At 70.7% G+C, this 14690-nt stretch carries 15 protein-coding genes; 12 read left to right on the forward strand and 3 right to left on the reverse strand.

Translation table 11 applies throughout. The features are described from left to right. Nucleotides 1-214: 214 nt before the first annotated feature. On the reverse strand, nucleotides 215-1252 hold the full coding sequence (locus ACZ6NZ_RS15120; protein ID WP_465858875.1) for a UDP-N-acetylmuramate dehydrogenase: 1038 nt from the start codon (nucleotides 1250-1252) through the stop codon (nucleotides 215-217). A 114-nt stretch (nucleotides 1253-1366) separates the two neighbouring features. On the opposite strand from ACZ6NZ_RS15120, the gene ACZ6NZ_RS15125 reads away from it, so the two are divergent. The 8 genes from ACZ6NZ_RS15125 to ACZ6NZ_RS15160 all read left to right on the forward strand — a co-directional run bounded on the left by ACZ6NZ_RS15125 (nucleotide 1367) and on the right by ACZ6NZ_RS15160 (nucleotide 9463). After that, nucleotides 1367-2125 carry a maleylpyruvate isomerase family mycothiol-dependent enzyme gene (locus ACZ6NZ_RS15125; RefSeq protein WP_465858646.1) on the forward strand — a complete coding sequence of 253 codons (759 nt, stop codon included), beginning with the start codon at nucleotides 1367-1369 and terminating at the stop codon, nucleotides 2123-2125. 229 nt (nucleotides 2126-2354) lie between these two features. Next, nucleotides 2355-3659, forward strand: coding sequence for an ABC transporter substrate-binding protein (locus ACZ6NZ_RS15130; RefSeq protein ID WP_366610744.1), 1305 nt, complete (start codon nucleotides 2355-2357; stop codon nucleotides 3657-3659). A 73-nt stretch (nucleotides 3660-3732) separates the two neighbouring features. Then, nucleotides 3733-4716: a carbohydrate ABC transporter permease gene (locus ACZ6NZ_RS15135; protein ID WP_465858647.1), complete on the forward strand. Its 984-nt coding sequence runs from the start codon at nucleotides 3733-3735 to the stop codon at nucleotides 4714-4716. Further along, complete coding sequence (locus ACZ6NZ_RS15140) at nucleotides 4713-5546, forward strand: carbohydrate ABC transporter permease (protein WP_366610748.1); 834 nt, start codon at nucleotides 4713-4715, stop codon at nucleotides 5544-5546. Before ACZ6NZ_RS15135 ends, ACZ6NZ_RS15140 begins: the two co-directional genes overlap by 4 nt. Further along, on the forward strand, nucleotides 5543-6955 hold the full coding sequence (locus tag ACZ6NZ_RS15145) for a GH1 family beta-glucosidase (protein ID WP_465858648.1): 1413 nt from the start codon (nucleotides 5543-5545) through the stop codon (nucleotides 6953-6955). The genes ACZ6NZ_RS15140 and ACZ6NZ_RS15145 overlap by 4 nt, the downstream gene beginning before the upstream one ends. A 19-nt stretch (nucleotides 6956-6974) precedes the next feature. Continuing rightward, the gene (locus ACZ6NZ_RS15150; RefSeq protein ID WP_366610751.1) at nucleotides 6975-7982 is read left to right on the forward strand and encodes a LacI family DNA-binding transcriptional regulator; all 1008 of its coding nucleotides are present in this window, start codon (nucleotides 6975-6977) and stop codon (nucleotides 7980-7982) included. A gap of 169 nt (nucleotides 7983-8151) precedes the next feature. Next, nucleotides 8152-8565 (forward strand): RidA family protein, encoded by a 414-nt coding sequence (locus ACZ6NZ_RS15155; RefSeq protein ID WP_465858649.1) that lies wholly within the window; start codon nucleotides 8152-8154, stop codon nucleotides 8563-8565. A gap of 1 nt (nucleotide 8566) precedes the next feature. After that, entirely contained in the window at nucleotides 8567-9463 is an 897-nt protein-coding gene (locus tag ACZ6NZ_RS15160) for a GNAT family N-acetyltransferase (protein ID WP_465858650.1), read from the forward strand. A gap of 134 nt (nucleotides 9464-9597) precedes the next feature. On the opposite strand, the gene ACZ6NZ_RS15165 is transcribed toward ACZ6NZ_RS15160, so the two are convergent. Continuing rightward, nucleotides 9598-10113, reverse strand: a complete 516-nt coding sequence (locus tag ACZ6NZ_RS15165; RefSeq protein ID WP_465858651.1) for an O-acetyl-ADP-ribose deacetylase — start codon at nucleotides 10111-10113, stop codon at nucleotides 9598-9600. 1 nt (nucleotide 10114) lies between these two features. After that, nucleotides 10115-10906 carry an EI24 domain-containing protein gene (locus ACZ6NZ_RS15170; protein ID WP_465858652.1) on the reverse strand — a complete coding sequence of 264 codons (792 nt, stop codon included), beginning with the start codon at nucleotides 10904-10906 and terminating at the stop codon, nucleotides 10115-10117. A 201-nt stretch (nucleotides 10907-11107) separates the two neighbouring features. Here ACZ6NZ_RS15170 and ACZ6NZ_RS15175 point away from each other — a divergent pair, with 201 nt between their 5' ends. The 4 genes from ACZ6NZ_RS15175 to ACZ6NZ_RS15190 are packed head-to-tail and all read left to right on the forward strand — an operon-like array spanning nucleotide 11108 to nucleotide 14681. Then, complete coding sequence (locus tag ACZ6NZ_RS15175) at nucleotides 11108-12016, forward strand: ABC transporter ATP-binding protein (RefSeq protein WP_465858653.1); 909 nt, start codon at nucleotides 11108-11110, stop codon at nucleotides 12014-12016. 12 nt (nucleotides 12017-12028) lie between these two features. After that, entirely contained in the window at nucleotides 12029-12763 is a 735-nt protein-coding gene (locus tag ACZ6NZ_RS15180) for an ABC transporter permease (protein WP_465858654.1), read from the forward strand. An 11-nt stretch (nucleotides 12764-12774) separates the two neighbouring features. After that, entirely contained in the window at nucleotides 12775-14043 is a 1269-nt protein-coding gene (locus tag ACZ6NZ_RS15185; RefSeq protein ID WP_465858655.1) for a sensor histidine kinase, read from the forward strand. Next, entirely contained in the window at nucleotides 14040-14681 is a 642-nt protein-coding gene (locus ACZ6NZ_RS15190; protein ID WP_465858656.1) for a response regulator, read from the forward strand. The genes ACZ6NZ_RS15185 and ACZ6NZ_RS15190 overlap by 4 nt, the downstream gene beginning before the upstream one ends. Nucleotides 14682-14690 lie beyond the last annotated feature (9 nt).

Below are 14690 nucleotides of genomic sequence, written 5' to 3' on the forward strand. Positions count from 1 at the left end.
GGGCCGGGGCGGGCCCGGAGTGCGGGCCGGGGCGGGCCCGGAGTGCGGGCCGGGGCGGGCCCGGAGTGCGGGCCGGGGCGGGCCCGGAGTGCGGGCCGGGGCGGGCCCGGAGTTAGCAGGAGCCCGGTGGCGAGACCCCGCGCGGGCGGGAGACGAGGGCTGAGTGGGGTGGGCACGGCTGAGGCACGGCCCAGGGGGCGCTGGGGTGGGTGAGCTAGAGGGTGCAGTTGATGAGGACCGGCTCGGGGTGCAAAGTCACGCCGAACCGGGCGTGGACCTGGTCGCGGATGGCGCGGGCCAGGGCGAGCAGGTCGCTGGTGTGGGCGGTGCCGCTGCGGTTGGTCAACGCCAGGGTGTGCTTGCTGGAGATGGCCACTCCACCCTCACCGGGATGGCCCTTGGCGAAGCCGGCCTTGTCGATCAGCCAGGCGGCGCTCACCTTGACCAGGCCGTCCGCCCCGGGCCAGGCGGGCGGGTCACCCAGTTCGGCGGAGCGTTCCAGGAGCTGTTCGTACGTCGTGCGGTCGAGCACCGGGTTGGTGAAGAAGGAGCCGACCGAGCGAGTGTCCGGGTCGTTGGCGTCGAGCACCATTCCCTTGCCCGCCCGCAGCCGCAGCACCACCGTTCGGGCGTCGGCCAGTGGCACCTGCTCGCCCGCCTCGACACCGAGGGTCCGGGCCAGCTCGGCGTAACGCACCGGCGTGGAGAGCGGAGATCTGGTGAGTCGGAAGTCGACCGAGAGGACCACCCAGCGGTCCACGTACTTGAAGATGCTGCCCCGGTAGGTGAAGCCGCAGTCGGCTGCGGGGATGGTCTGGCGGGTGCCCTGGACCCGGTCGTACACCTCGACGCCGGTGATCGTCTCGGCGACCTCCTGGCCGTACGCGCCGACGTTCTGGATGGGGGTGGCACCGGTCGAGCCGGGGATGCCGGACAGGCACTCCACCCCGGCCCAGCCGTTGGCGACGGTGGCGGCGACGAGGTCGTCCCACGGCTCGCCGGCGTCGACCCGTACGGTGACCGAGGTGGCGTCCTCGGCGATGACCCGTATGCCACGGGAGCGCACCAGCACGACGGTGCCGGGGAAACCGGCGTCGCCGATCACCACGTTGCTGCCCCCGGCCAGGATCAGGACCGGCTCGGTCGCGGCGCGTACCGCCTGGACGAGTTCGTCGGCACTGCCGGCGGCCACGATCCGCTGGGCCGGCCCACCGGTTCGCAGGGTGGTGTGGCCGGCGAGTGGACCGGGGATGGCACGATCGGCGTCGGTTGTCGGCTGGGCGGAGGCGTCTGGCACGCCCTTCACCTTAGGCTGACAAGTAGCCGTGGCACCCACTGGTCGCCCGGCACCCCCGGGAGGATGGCGATGAGCAGACTGCAGGGCAGCAAGGATTTCTGGATCGGGGCGCTCCGGGCGGAGGGTCCGGCTTTCGCGGCAGCGGTGGCCGAGGCGCCGCCGGAGACACCGGTGCTGTCCTGTCCGGGCTGGACGGTCAACGACCTCACACTGCACCTGGCCGGCTTCTACCACTGGGTGTCGTCGTTCGCTGGTTCCGGCCAGACCGGCCAACCGCCTCGGTGGGAGAAGGCCGAGGCCGACCCGGGGGTCAACGCGCTCCAGCTGTGGCAGCAGGGTTACGACCGCCTGATGACCCTCTTCGACGGGCTCGACCCCGAGGCGCCGGCGTGGAACTGGGCCCCGCAGCCGAAGAAGGCTGGTTTCTGGCCGCGCCGGACGGCGCACGAGACGGCTGTGCACCGCTGGGATGCCCAGCTCGCCATCGCCGCCGGCGACCCGGTGGAGGCGAAGCTCGCGGCCGACGGGGTGAGTGAGGTGCTGGACACCTGGCTGCCGGCGGGCCGGCGGAAGGTGCCGGGTGACTGGCACGGGGTGGTGCAGCTCCGCGCGACCGACGCGGACCAGGAGTGGTATCTGCGGTTGCGCGGCGAGGGGGTGGCGCTGCTCGACACCGCGACCATCTTCGACCACGATGATCACCACGCCCGCGCGCAGGTCAGCGGCACCGCGAGCGACCTGCTGCTGGCGCTCTGGGGGCGGGTGAGCTTCGAGACGCTGGACGTCGTCGGTGACCGCAGGCTGTTGGACGGTCTGCGCACCGGCTGACCGTCCCACCGCGAGCGAGGGCGTCACCCCATCCGGGGTGGCGCCCTTCGTCGATGTCGGGGGTTGCCCCGCCTGTCGGCCATCGCACTGGCGGTGAGGGTTCATCACGGGACCACAACGCTGAGAGAGCGCTCTCTTGACACTGGGATGGCTACCCACCACCCTGTCGTGAGAGCGCTCTCTTAGCCATCTGCCATCACCCGCCCGCCTTGAGAGAGGTCGATAACCCATGGCTGTCTTCCCGCGCCGCCGCCTCGCCGCGGTGGCCCTCGCCGCCGCCACCGCCCTGCTCGTCACCGCTGGCTGCGGCGGCGGCGACGAGCCGGGCGACGGATCGGTCACCCTGACCGTCGACGTCTTCGGCCAGTTCGGCTACGAGGAGCTGTACCAGGAGTACATGACCGCGAACCCGGGCGTGAAGGTCGTCGAGCGCGGCACCGGCACCAACCTCGACGAGTACTCGCCGAAGCTCACCCAGTGGCTCGCCGCCGGCCGGGGCGCCGGCGACGTGGTAGCCATCGAGGAGGGCCTGCTTGTCGAGTACAAGGCCAATCCGGCGAACTTCGTCAACCTGCTGGACCACGGTGCCGCCGAGCTCAAGGGCAACTTCCTGGAGTGGAAGTGGAACGCCGGCCTGACCGCCGACGGCAAGCAGCTCATCGGCCTCGGCACCGACGTGGGCGGGATCGCCATCTGCTACCGCAAGGACCTCTTCCAGAAGGCCGGCCTGCCCACCGAGCGGGACGCGGTCTCGAAGCTCTGGCCGACCTGGCCGGACTACATCGCCACCGGTGAGAAGTTCACCGCGGCGAAGACCGGCGCGTCGTTCCTCGACGGCGCGACGAACACCTTCAACACCATCCTGCTGCAGACCGCCGGCAACACGACCGGCTACAGCTACTACGACACCAGCGACAACCTGGTCGTCGACAGCAACCCGTCGGTCCGGCAGGCGTGGGACACCACGATGGACATCATCGACTCCGGCCTCTCCGGAAAGTACGGCTCCTGGTCGGAGGAGTGGGTCTCCGCCTTCAAGCAGTCGAAGTTCGCCACCATCGCCTGCCCCGCCTGGATGACCGGCGTCATCGAGGCCAACGCCGGCACGGGCGCCCAGGGCAAGTGGGACATCGCCCGGGTGCCCGGCAACGGCGGCAACTGGGGTGGGTCGCACCTGGCGGTGCCCAAGCAGAGCAAGCACCAGGCCGAGGCGATCAAGCTGGCCAAGTTCCTGACCAGCGCCAAGGGGCAGATCGGGGCGTTCAAGGCCAAGGGCCCGCTGCCCTCCTCGCCGCAGGCGCTCGACGACCCGGCGATCACCGGCGCGACCAACGCGTACTTCTCGGGGGCACCGGTCGGCGCCATCTTCGGCACCGGCGCGAAGAGCCTGAAGCCGGTCTACATGGGCCCGAAGAACCAGGCCGTACGGACCGAGGTGGAGAACGCCGTACGGACCGTGGAGCTGGGTCAGCGCAGCCCCGCGCAGGGCTGGACCGACGCGGTGACCAACGCGAAGAAGGCCGCCGCCAAGTAGCCCAGCCAGCGTGCGTGCGGGCGGGCTCCGACGACAGGGGTCCCGCCCGCACGGCGGAAAGGAGTTTCCGGGCATGACCGTCCAGCTCGACGTCCGCCCGCCGGTCGTACCGGCGCCTCAGCGCCCGTCAGGTCGGCTCAGCCGGCTCGACACCCGGTTCTCGCCGTACCTCTACATCGCCCCGTTCTTCCTGATCTTCGGCATCTTCGGGGCGTACCCGCTGGCGTACACCTTCTGGGTCTCGCTGCACGACTGGGACCTGCTCGGAGCCGACCACCCCTTCGTCGGGGCGGAGAACTACACCCGGCTGCTGGCCGACGCCGACTTCTGGCACGCGCTGGTCAACACGCTGGGCATCTTCGTGATCTCGACCGTCCCGCAACTGCTCGCCGCGCTCTGGCTGGCCAACCTGCTCAACCGCGGCCTGCGGGGGCGTACCGGTTGGCGGATGGCGGTGCTCGTTCCCAACGTCACGTCCACGGCCGCGGTGGCGATCGTCTTCGGGGTGCTCTTCGGCCGCGAGTTCGGCATGATCAACTGGTTGCTCGACCTGGTCGGGGTGGACGCGATCGAGTGGAAGTCCAATCGGCTGGCCTCCTGGGTGGCCATCTCCGCCATGGTCGACTGGCGGTGGACCGGCTACAACGCGCTGATCCTGTTGGCCGCGATGCAGGCCATCCCCCGCGACCTGTACGAGGCGGCGGCGATCGACGGCGCCAGCCGGGCCCGACAGTTCTGGTCGGTCACCGTGCCGCTGCTCAAACCGACGATCATCTTCTGCACCATCATCGCCACCATCGGCGGCCTGCAACTCTTCACCGAACCCCGGATGTTCAACTCCGGCACCAACCCGATCCGCGGCGGGCCGATGCGCGAGTCGCAGACGCTGACCATGTACATGTTCGAGAACGCCTTCGCCCCGCACTACAACTTCGGGTACGGCTCGGCTGTGGCCTGGCTGCTCTTCGCGCTCATCGCGATCGTCGCGGCGGTCAACGTGCTCATCCTGCGCCGCCTCGGCGGCCGGGACCGATCGCAGAAGGGATCGGCGCGATGAGCCGACTCTGGCGGGCCAGCCCGCTCACCTACCTCGCCCTGATCGTCGCCGCCGGCCTGTCGGTCTTTCCGATCTGGTGGATGTTCGTCGTCGCCAGCCGCAGCAACGACGCGATGGGCCAACTCCCACCCCCGGTCACCCCCGGTGGCAACCTGGGCGCGAACATCGCCCGCCTGTTCGACAACACCGACGCGTACTTCCTGACCGGCCTGATCAACTCGGCGATCGTCGCCACCACGGTGACCGTGTCCGTGGTGTTCTTCTCCAGCCTGGCCGGGTTCGCCTTCGCCAAGCTCAGGTTCCGCGGTCGTAACGCCATGCTGCTGGTGATCATCGCGACCATGATGGTGCCGACGCAGCTCGGCGTGATCCCGCTCTACCTGCTCATGAGCAAGCTGCAATGGAACGACCGGCTGCCCGCCGTCATCGTTCCGGTGCTGGTCACCGGGTTCGGGGTGTTCATGATGAGGCAGTACGCCGGCCAGGCCATCAGCGACGAACTGATCGAGGCCGCCCGGATGGACGGCTGCGGCACCGCCCGGATCTGGTGGCACGTCGTGCTGCCCGCCCTGCGTCCCGCCGCCGCCGTCCTCGGTCTGCTCACCTTCATGACCACCTGGAACGACTTCCTCTGGCCGTACGCTGTGCTGAACGATCCGGCGAATCCAACGGTGCAACTGTCCCTACGGGCACTGTCGGACGGGTATTACCAGGACATGTCGCAGGTGTTCACCGGAACGGCCATCGCGACGCTGCCCCTGCTACTGGTCTTCGTGTTGTTCGGCCGGCAGATCATCGGCGGAATCATGGAAGGTGCGGTCAAGGCGTGAACGAGCGGAGCGAGTCAACCAACCGGACCGGCAACGAGATCCGGTTTCCCGAAAACTTCCTCTGGGGGACGGCCACCGCCGCGTACCAGATCGAGGGCGCGGCCCGCGACGACGGTCGCGGTCCGTCCATCTGGGACACCTTCAGCCGTACGCCGGGCAAGGTGTACCAGGGTCACACCGGCGACGTCGCCTGCGACCACTACCACCGGTACGCCGACGACGTGGCGTTGATGGCCGAGCTGGGCCTGCGGGCGTACCGGTTCTCGGTGGCCTGGCCGCGGATCCAGCCCGACGGCACCGGCCCGGCCAACCCGCGAGGGCTGGACTTCTACGACCGACTCACCGACACGCTGCTCGACCGGGGCATCGACCCGATCGTGACCCTCTACCACTGGGACCTGCCGCAGGCCCTCGGCGACCGGGGCGGCTGGACCAACCGGGACACCGCCGAGCACTTCGCCACCTACGCCACCGCCGTGTACGCCCGCCTCGGCGACCGGATCGACACGTGGACCACCCTCAACGAGCCCTGGTGCTCGGCCTACCTCGGTTACGCCAACGGCGTGCACGCCCCCGGTGAGCAGAGTCCGGCGGCGGCCTTCACCGCCGTACACCATCTGCTGTTGGGGCACGGCCTGGCCGCGCGGGCGCTGCGGGCGGCCGGCGCGCGCAGCGTCGGCATCACCCTCAACCCGGCCGACGTACGCCCGGCCGACCCGGAGAGCGCTGTCGACGCCGCCGCGGTACGGCTCGTCGACGGCCTGCACAACCGGATCTTCCTCGACCCGCTGCTGGCCGGCGGCTACCCGGACGACGTTCGGGAGCACGTGGCCCGGATGGTCGATCCGACGTTCATCCGCGACGGCGACGAGAAACTGATCGCCGCCCCGATCGACCTGCTCGGCATCAACTACTACGCACCCGGCTACGTGGCGGGTCGACCCGACGCGGCGGGTAACCCCGCCTACCCGGGCACCGAGGGCACCGTGCACTTCGTGCCGCCCACCGGCCCGCTCACCGACATGGGCTGGATGATCGAACCGGCCGGGCTGACCCGGCTGCTGGAACGGATCGCCACCGACTACCCCGGAGTGCCGCTGCTGATCACCGAGAACGGCGCGGCGTTCCCCGACAAGCCGGGCGCCGACTCGCCCGACGGTTCGGCACAGGTGATCGACGCCGATCGCATCGCCTACCTCGACGGGCACCTCCGTGCGGCGCACGAGGCGATCTCCCGGGGCGTGGACCTGCGCGGTTATCTCGTATGGTCATTCCTGGACAACTTCGAGTGGGCGGAGGGCTACCGCAAGCGGTTCGGGATCGTGCACGTCGACTACCTGACCCAGCGGCGCACACCGAAGGCCAGCGCCCGGTGGTACCAGGAGGTGATCTCCCGGAACGGGCTGTGACGAGCGGGGGGAAAGCGCGATGACGACGGCGCAGCGGCCGACGCTCGAAGCGGTGGCAGCGCGGGCCGGAGTGTCCCGCGCCACCGTTTCCCGGGTGGTCAACGGCTCCACCACCGTCGCCGAACCGATCCGCGAGGCGGTCACCCGGGCGGTCGCCGAGTTGGGGTACGTCCCCAACCTGGCGGCCCGCAGCCTGGTCACCCAGCGCACCGACTCGATAGCCCTGGTCATGCCGGAGGCGGCCACCCGGGTCTTCTCTGACGACCAGGTCTTCCCCGGCATCATCCGCGGCGTCAGTCAGGAGTTGGAGGCGGCTGACAAGCAACTGGTGCTGATGCTCGCCGGCTCGCCGGCCGGGCACCACCGGGTCGAGCGGTACACCACCGGCCGGCACGTCGACGGCGTGCTCTTCGCGTCGCTGCACGGTGCCGACCCGCTGCCCGGCACGCTGGCCCGACTCGGCATCCCGGTGGTGGTCAGCGGCCGCCCGCTCGGCGACGTGCCCGTCCCGTACGTCGACGTCGACCACGTGAGCGGGGTGACCGAGGCCGTTCGACACATGATCGACAGCGGTCGTCGACGGATCGCTACCATCGCCGGGCCGCAGGACATGGTCGCCGGAATCGAACGGCTCAGCGGCTACCGCAGCACGGTCGCCGACGCGGGGCTGCCCGAGATGGTCGCCATCGGCGACTTCACCCGGGAGTCCGGTTCGGCGGCGATGCGCCGCCTGCTCGCCGAGCACCCCGACCTCGACGGCGTCTTCGCCGCCTCCGATCTGATGGCGCACGCCGCACTGCGGACGCTGCGCGAAGCTGGCCGGCGGGTGCCCGACGACGTGGCGGTGGTCGGCTTCGACGACATCGAGACCGCTGCCTACACCGAGCCACCGCTGACCACCGTCCGGCAGCCGATAGTGGAACTCGGCCGCCGGATGACCCGCCAACTACTCCGGCTGGCCGCCGGGGAGAGCATCGAGCAGGCGATCATGCTTCCCACCGAGCTGATCCGCCGCGCCTCCGCCTGACCCCGCCTGCGGCCCGCTTACGCTTCAAGATCCGCGCAACTTCAGGGAAACAGTGGTCTCCACGCGCCGGGAGGCCACTACATCCCCGAAGTTGTTGCCTTGGTGCTCGGTCGCGGCCCGTGTGGTTAATGCGTCGCTCGGACGGGCGATCCTCGTTAGCCTCGCCGGCATGCCGGATCCTGTCGCGCTGCTGCACGTCCCCGCCCTCTCCGACACCGCCGAGTACGCCTACGCGGCCACCGTCGAGTCACCTACCCGGCTGGTGTTCACCGCCGGGGCATGCCCGCTGGACGCGGAAGGGCGCACGGTCGCGCCGGGCGATCACGTCGCGCAGGCCCGGCAGGTGATGACGAACCTGGCGACCGCGCTCGACGCGGCCGGCGCGCGGCTCACCGACGTCGTCAAGACCACGGTGTACGTGGCGTCGTCGCAACAGGCCGACCTGGTGACCGTCTGGGAGGTGGTGCGGGACTTCTTCGGCGACCACGACCCGCCCAGCACCCTGCTCGGGGTAGCAGTGCTCGGCTATCCCGACCAACTCGTCGAGGTCGAGGCGGTCGCCGCCGTACGGACGGGGGCCTGACATGCGCATCCGTTTGGCGCAGCCGGACGACGCCCCGGGTGTGGTGGCTCTGCGGAGCCTGGTCTTTCCGTACCTGGTGCGCGGTGTCGAGTCGACCCGGAAGATGATCGCCAAGCCGGTACCGGGCAGGGACTGGGCCGCCTTCGTGGCCGAGGTCGACGGCGCGGTCGTCGGATGGGTGACGGCGCAACGCAACGATTCGACCTCGACGGCCGACTTCGGTGACATCAACCTCCTGCACGTCCACCCGGAACACCGACGGCGGGGCATCGGCACCGCGCTGCTGACGACCGCGACAGATCACCTCGCCCCGCTGGGAGTCCGACGTGTACGCGCCTTCGCCCAGCCGGAGGCTCTGCCGTTCGCCCGTCGGCACGGCTACGAGCCCAGTCGTGAGCTGCGTTTCTCGGCGCTCGATCTGACCCCGGCGCCCGCGCTGCCGGAGCCACCCCCGGGCGTACGACTGCTCCAGATCGCGGACCTGGACCCGCACCGGCTCTACGCGGCGGACGTGGCCGCTGCGCTGGACGAGCCGGGCGACGTACCTGTCGACTCGATCAGTTACGAGACCTGGCAGTACGACGTCTGGGACAACCTCGGCCTGGACAAGACGGCAAGCGTCGCCGCCGAAGTCGATGGTGAGATCGCCGCGTTCAGCCTGGTGAAGCGGGACGGGGACCGGATGTGGTCGGACTTCACCGGCACCCTCCCGGCGTACCGGGGACGAGGGCTGGCCCGGCTCGCCAAGACGGCGGCGCTGCACCGGGCCGCCACGGACGGCGTGCGCGTCGCGTACACCTCGAACGACGAGGCGAACGGGCCGATGCTCGCGATCAACACCCGGCTCGGCTACCGACCTGTGGCAGCCGAGTGGTCCTGCCTGGCCGACCTGACCTGACGGCCCACCCCTGCGTCGATCTTGCACTTTCTGTCCCGACAAAAGGAACATCGCCCTATATATCTACCACCCAAACTGCAAGATCGGCGGGGCGCGGGCGCGGGCGGGGCGCGAGGGCGCGGGCGGCGGGGCGGTCAGTCGGCCTCGGAAACCTGGCGGGCGGCGGCGTACGTGTGGGCGCCCAGGAGGACCAGGCGGGCCTCGGTGACGGTGGTCGGGGTGGCCGCGCGCAGCACCGCCAGCGCCTGGCCGACCGCGTCGTCGAGCGGCCAGCCATAGATGCCGGCGGAGATCAGCGGGAAGGCCACAGTGCTCGCGCCCAGCTCGTCGGCCACTCGGAGGCTGTTGGCGTAGCAGTCGCGCAGCAGCGCCGAGCGGTCTTCACTAGCCGACCAGACCGGCCCGACGGTGTGGATCACCCAGCGGGCCGGTAGTTCCCCGGCTGTTGTCGCCACCGCCTGACCGGTGGGCAGGCCCCTGCCGTAGCGGGACGCCCGCAGTGCCCGGCACTCGGCCAGGATGGCCGGCCCGCCGCGCCGGTGGATGGCACCGTCGACCCCACCGCCTCCGAGCAGGGACGAGTTCGCGGCGTTCACGACGGCGTCCACCCGCTGGGTGGTGATGTCTCCCTCGACCAGGCTGATCTCCATGTCAGGTCTCCTCGATCGGCTGGCCCATCGAGCGACGGGCCAGCAGCGTGGCACCGGCGACCGCAGCCGGCATGATCAGCACCGCGCCGAGCGGAATCAGGAAGCACAGGAAGACGGCCACTCCGAAGCCGAGCGCGGTGGGTCGGTCGGCCTTCAGGATGGTCCGGCGCTGCGGCAGCCGCATTCCCCGTCGGTAGAACGGTGCACCCACCAATTCCACGGCGAGGAACCACCCGCCCACGGCCGCCCCGATGACCGGGACGACCGTCTGGCCGACCACCGGGATGAAGCCGGCGACGAAGAGCGGGATGCCGACCAACGCCGTGAGCGCCAGCAGGCGTACCGAGTCGGCGAGGCTACGGCGCAGCGACGACCAGAAGGGCACGTCCACCGCGCCCGGCGTGCCGCCGTACCGCTGCTCGACCTGCTCGGAGATCTTCTCGTAGAACGGGTCGCCGATGACCAGGGTGACGGCGGTGAAGGTGAGCACGCCGAGCAGGCCACCGACCCCCAGGAAGGCCAGCCCGGCGATCACCCGGACCAGGCTGCGGCCGGTCGTCGACCAGTCGTCGGCGAACGGGGTGACCAGCGCGGCGAGGTCGTCCACGAAGTACACCAGCGTGGCGAGCGCGGCCAGGAAGAGCAGGCCGGAGATCAGCGCCGGCACGATGCCGAGCAGCATCAGCCCCGGGCTGCGGACGTAGAGGCCCAACCCACGCAGGAGCAGCCCCGCACCGGCGAGGAAACGTCCGACGACCCCGGTCACCGGGCTGGCGATTCTGCTGGCATCCACGATCGAGCAGCCTAACCAGCCGTGATCGGATCCGCCGGACAGAACGCCTAGCAGCGGCCCGCCGCCCACACATCAACCGGTTGACGGACGGCAGCGATCCACCGGGGACGCCGAGGTTCGTCGCTGACCGGTCGATTCGCCGCCGGGCCAACCCGACAACCCTTGAGGGGTACGAAGTCAGCGGCGGCGGAAGGCGACACGATGCCGGTCATCGAGGTGACCCACCTGAGGAAGCGGTACGGCGACCTGGTGGCGGTGGACGACGTGTCGCTCGCCGTGGAGGCCGGGGAGATCTTCGGCGTCCTCGGTCCGAACGGCGCCGGTAAGACCACCACTGTGGAGTGTGTCGCGGGGCTGCGTGTCCCCGACGGGGGCGGGGTGTCGGTCCTCGGGCTCGACCCTCGCGGGGACGCGGCCCAACTGCGTCAGCGGGTCGGCGTGCAACTTCAGGAGAGTCAACTGCCGGACCGGTTGCGGGTGGCCGAGGCACTGGACCTGTACGCCTCGTTCTACCGCAACCCGGCTGATCCGGCGGAGTTGATCGACAAGCTGGGTCTCGGCGAGAAGCGGAACACGGCGTACAAGAAGCTCTCCGGTGGCCAGAAGCAGCGGCTCTCCATCGCGCTGGCCCTGGTCGGCAACCCGGAGATCGCCATCCTCGACGAGCTGACCACCGGGCTGGACCCGCAGGCTCGCCGGGACACCTGGGGCCTTATCGAACAGGTCCGGGACAGTGGGGTGACCATCGTGCTGGTCACCCACTTCATGGAGGAGGCCGGACGGCTCTGCGACCGGGTCGCGGTGATCGACCGGGGCCGGGTGGTCGCCCTGGACAGCCCTGCGGGCCTGGTGTCGGCGGTGGCTCCGGAGCAACGGATCCGGTTCCGGCCCTCGACTCCGGTCGACGACCGACTCCTCAGCGATCTGCCCGAGGTGACCGCCGTGCAGCGGACCGGCAGCCAGGTGGTGGTGACCGGCACCGGCGAGTTGCTGCACGCCGTCACCTCGATGCTCGCCCGCCACCAGATCGTCGCCGCGGACCTGCGGCTGGAGCAGTCCACCCTCGACGACGCCTTCGTCGAGCTGACCGGGCACCGGCCCGCCAACTGAGAGGGAGCCGGCATGCACGCCTTCCGCAACATCCTGAGAACCGAGGCGCGACTCTACCTGCGGGACCTGCCGACGCTGCTCACCACGATCGGGCTGCCCACCCTGATCCTGGTGGTGCTCGGGTTGATCCCCACGCTGCGTAAGCCGGATCCGACCTTCGACGGGCAGACCTTCGTCAGCTACTTCGCCCCGTCGCTGCTGGTGGTCACCCTCGCCATGGTGGGGGTGAACATCCTGCCCGCCGTGCTGGCGACCTACCGGGAACGCGGCGTGCTGCGTCGGCTGGCGACCACCCCGGCGCATCCGGCAGCTCTGCTCGCCGCCCAACTGGTGCTGGCCCTGGCCGGGATCCTGGCCAGCGCGCTGCTGCTCGTCGTCGTCGCCCGGCTCGCGTTCGGGGTGCCGTTCCCCCGGCACCCGCTCGGCTTCACGCTGGCGTTCATCCTCGGCACTGCCGCCCTGCTGTCGCTGGGCCTGCTGGTCGCCGCCGTCGCCCGCACGACGAAGGCGGCACAGGCCCTGGCCGTGCCGCTGTTCCTGGTCACCATGTTCTTCGGCGGCGTCTACCTGCCCCGGTTCCTGCTCCCGGATTTCGTGGCGCGGATCGGCGACTACACGCCGCCCGGAGTGCAGGCGCTCCTCGACGCCTGGACCGGCACCCCGCCGCAACCGCTGCACCTGGGGATAATGGCGGTGATCGCCGTGGCGGCCGGTGCCGGCGCGGCGAAACTGTTCCGCTGGGAGTGAGCGGAGATGCGATGACCAGCAACGGTGGGCACGACCGTCTGGCGAGTTGGCGGGAGCGTGAGGCGGGCCTCTACCGGGTGTTCCCCTTCGGCGGGTTGGCCCTGGGCACCCTGCTGGCCCTCGTCGCACCGGCACCCCGACATCTCGGGGCACTGCCCACCCTTGCTGTCGCCGTGGCAGCCGGATGCTGGGTCGCCTGGTTCGTCACTCTGCACCCCGGCTGGCACAGCCGGCGCACGCTGATGGCGGTCTACTACGCCGGCCTGCTCACGTTCGCCGCCGCACTGGTGGCCGCCAGCCCGTGGTACGGCTTCTTCGCCTGGATCGGCTACATCCACGCCTTTCCGGTGCTGCCCGGGCGCTGGCGGGTCGCCGGGGTGGTCACCACGGCCGCTCTCGTCGCCACCTCGCAGGGCGGTGGCCTGTCGGTGGTGGTGTCGCACTGGCCGCTCTGGCTGGTGCTGGTGCTGTTCAACCTGGTGGTGGCCGGCTCGGTGAGCTGGTTCGCGATGATCGCCGAGCAGGAGGACGCCAAACGCAAGCGGTTGGTGGCGGAACTCGGCGAGACCAACCGCCAACTCACCGAGACGGTCAGTGAGAACGCCGGCCTGCACGCCCAGCTGCTCTCCCAGGCCCGGGAAGCCGGCGTGCTCGACGAACGGCAACGGATGGCGCGCGAGATCCACGACACCCTGGCGCAGGGACTGACCGGCATCATCACCCAGTTGGAGGCGGCCGAGCAGACCCGCGACCGGTCCGCCGACTGGCGCCGGCACGTCGACAACGCGCTCGCCCTGGCCCGGGAGAGTCTCACCGAGGCTCGCCGTTCGGTGCAGGCGGTCCGTCCGGAACCGTTGGAGACGGCCCGCTTACCGGACGCCCTCGTCGATCTGGGCGGGCGCTGGACGGCGCTGCACGGGATACGGGCCGACGTGGGCACCACCGGCACCCCCCGCCCGCTGCACCCGGAGATCGAAGTGACCCTGCTGCGGGCCGCCCAGGAGGCGCTGTCCAACGTGGCCCGGCACGCCTTCGCGTCACGGGTCGGGCTGACCCTGTCGTACATGACGGACGTCGTCACCCTCGACGTCCGTGACGACGGGGCGGGTTTCGACCTCACCGAGGACCCGCTGCCCCGTGAGCCGGGCGGTGGGTACGGGTTGACCGCCATGCGGCAACGGGTGACAAGGGTCGGTGGCGAGTTGGCCGTCGAATCCGAACCGGGCGGCGGCACCGCCATCTCGGCGTCCGTTCCCGCGCTGCCCGGAGGTGCCGGTTGATCGCCCCGGTTCGGCTGCTGATCGTCGACGACCACCCGGTGGTGCGGGACGGCCTGCGGGGGATGTTCACCGGTGACCCCGATTTCGAGGTGGTGGGCGAGGCGTCGGACGGCTCGGAGGCGTTGGCTCTGGTCGCGTCGCTCCGGCCCGACGTGGTGCTGATGGATCTGCGGATGCCCGGCATGGACGGGGTGACCGCCATCGGCAGGCTGGCTCGCGCCGGCAGCACCGCCCGGGTGCTGGTGCTCACCACCTACGACACGGATGCGGACGTGCTGCCGGCGATCGAGGCCGGTGCGACCGGTTACCTGCTCAAGGACACACCTCGGGAGGATCTGGTTCGGGCGGTCCGGGCCGCGGCCCGGGGCGAGTCGGTGCTGGCGCCGAGCGTCGCCGGCCGGCTGATGGGTCGGCTGCGCGCTCCCGCCGAGGAACCGCTCAGTCAACGGGAGCTGGAGGTGCTCACCCTGGTGGCCCGGGGTGCCTCCAACCGGGAGGCCGCGTCCCGCCTGTTCATCAGCGAGGCCACCGTCAAGACGCACCTGCTGCACCTGTACGCCAAGCTCGGGGTCAACGACCGGGCTGCCGCGGTGGCCACCGCGTACGACCGGGGGTTGCTGACGCCCGGCGGGCGGTGACCGGCACCG

This window comes from Micromonospora sp. NPDC047756, assembly GCF_055587245.1.

What these genes read in the sequence shown, in the direction of transcription:
- ACZ6NZ_RS15125 (WP_465858646.1), top strand. Translation starts at nt 1,367, where the DNA reads ATGAGCAGACTGCAGGGCAGCAAGGATTTCTGGATCGGGGCGCTCCGG.
- ACZ6NZ_RS15130 (WP_366610744.1), top strand. Translation starts at nt 2,355, where the DNA reads ATGGCTGTCTTCCCGCGCCGCCGCCTCGCCGCGGTGGCCCTCGCCGCC.
- ACZ6NZ_RS15135 (WP_465858647.1), top strand. Translation starts at nt 3,733, where the DNA reads ATGACCGTCCAGCTCGACGTCCGCCCGCCGGTCGTACCGGCGCCTCAG.
- ACZ6NZ_RS15140 (WP_366610748.1), top strand. Translation starts at nt 4,713, where the DNA reads ATGAGCCGACTCTGGCGGGCCAGCCCGCTCACCTACCTCGCCCTGATC.
- ACZ6NZ_RS15150 (WP_366610751.1), top strand. Translation starts at nt 6,975, where the DNA reads ATGACGACGGCGCAGCGGCCGACGCTCGAAGCGGTGGCAGCGCGGGCC.
- ACZ6NZ_RS15155 (WP_465858649.1), top strand. Translation starts at nt 8,152, where the DNA reads ATGCCGGATCCTGTCGCGCTGCTGCACGTCCCCGCCCTCTCCGACACC.
- ACZ6NZ_RS15160 (WP_465858650.1), top strand. Translation starts at nt 8,567, where the DNA reads ATGCGCATCCGTTTGGCGCAGCCGGACGACGCCCCGGGTGTGGTGGCT.
- ACZ6NZ_RS15165 (WP_465858651.1), bottom strand. Translation starts at nt 10,113, where the DNA reads ATGGAGATCAGCCTGGTCGAGGGAGACATCACCACCCAGCGGGTGGAC.
- ACZ6NZ_RS15175 (WP_465858653.1), top strand. Translation starts at nt 11,108, where the DNA reads ATGCCGGTCATCGAGGTGACCCACCTGAGGAAGCGGTACGGCGACCTG.
- ACZ6NZ_RS15180 (WP_465858654.1), top strand. Translation starts at nt 12,029, where the DNA reads ATGCACGCCTTCCGCAACATCCTGAGAACCGAGGCGCGACTCTACCTG.
- ACZ6NZ_RS15185 (WP_465858655.1), top strand. Translation starts at nt 12,775, where the DNA reads ATGACCAGCAACGGTGGGCACGACCGTCTGGCGAGTTGGCGGGAGCGT.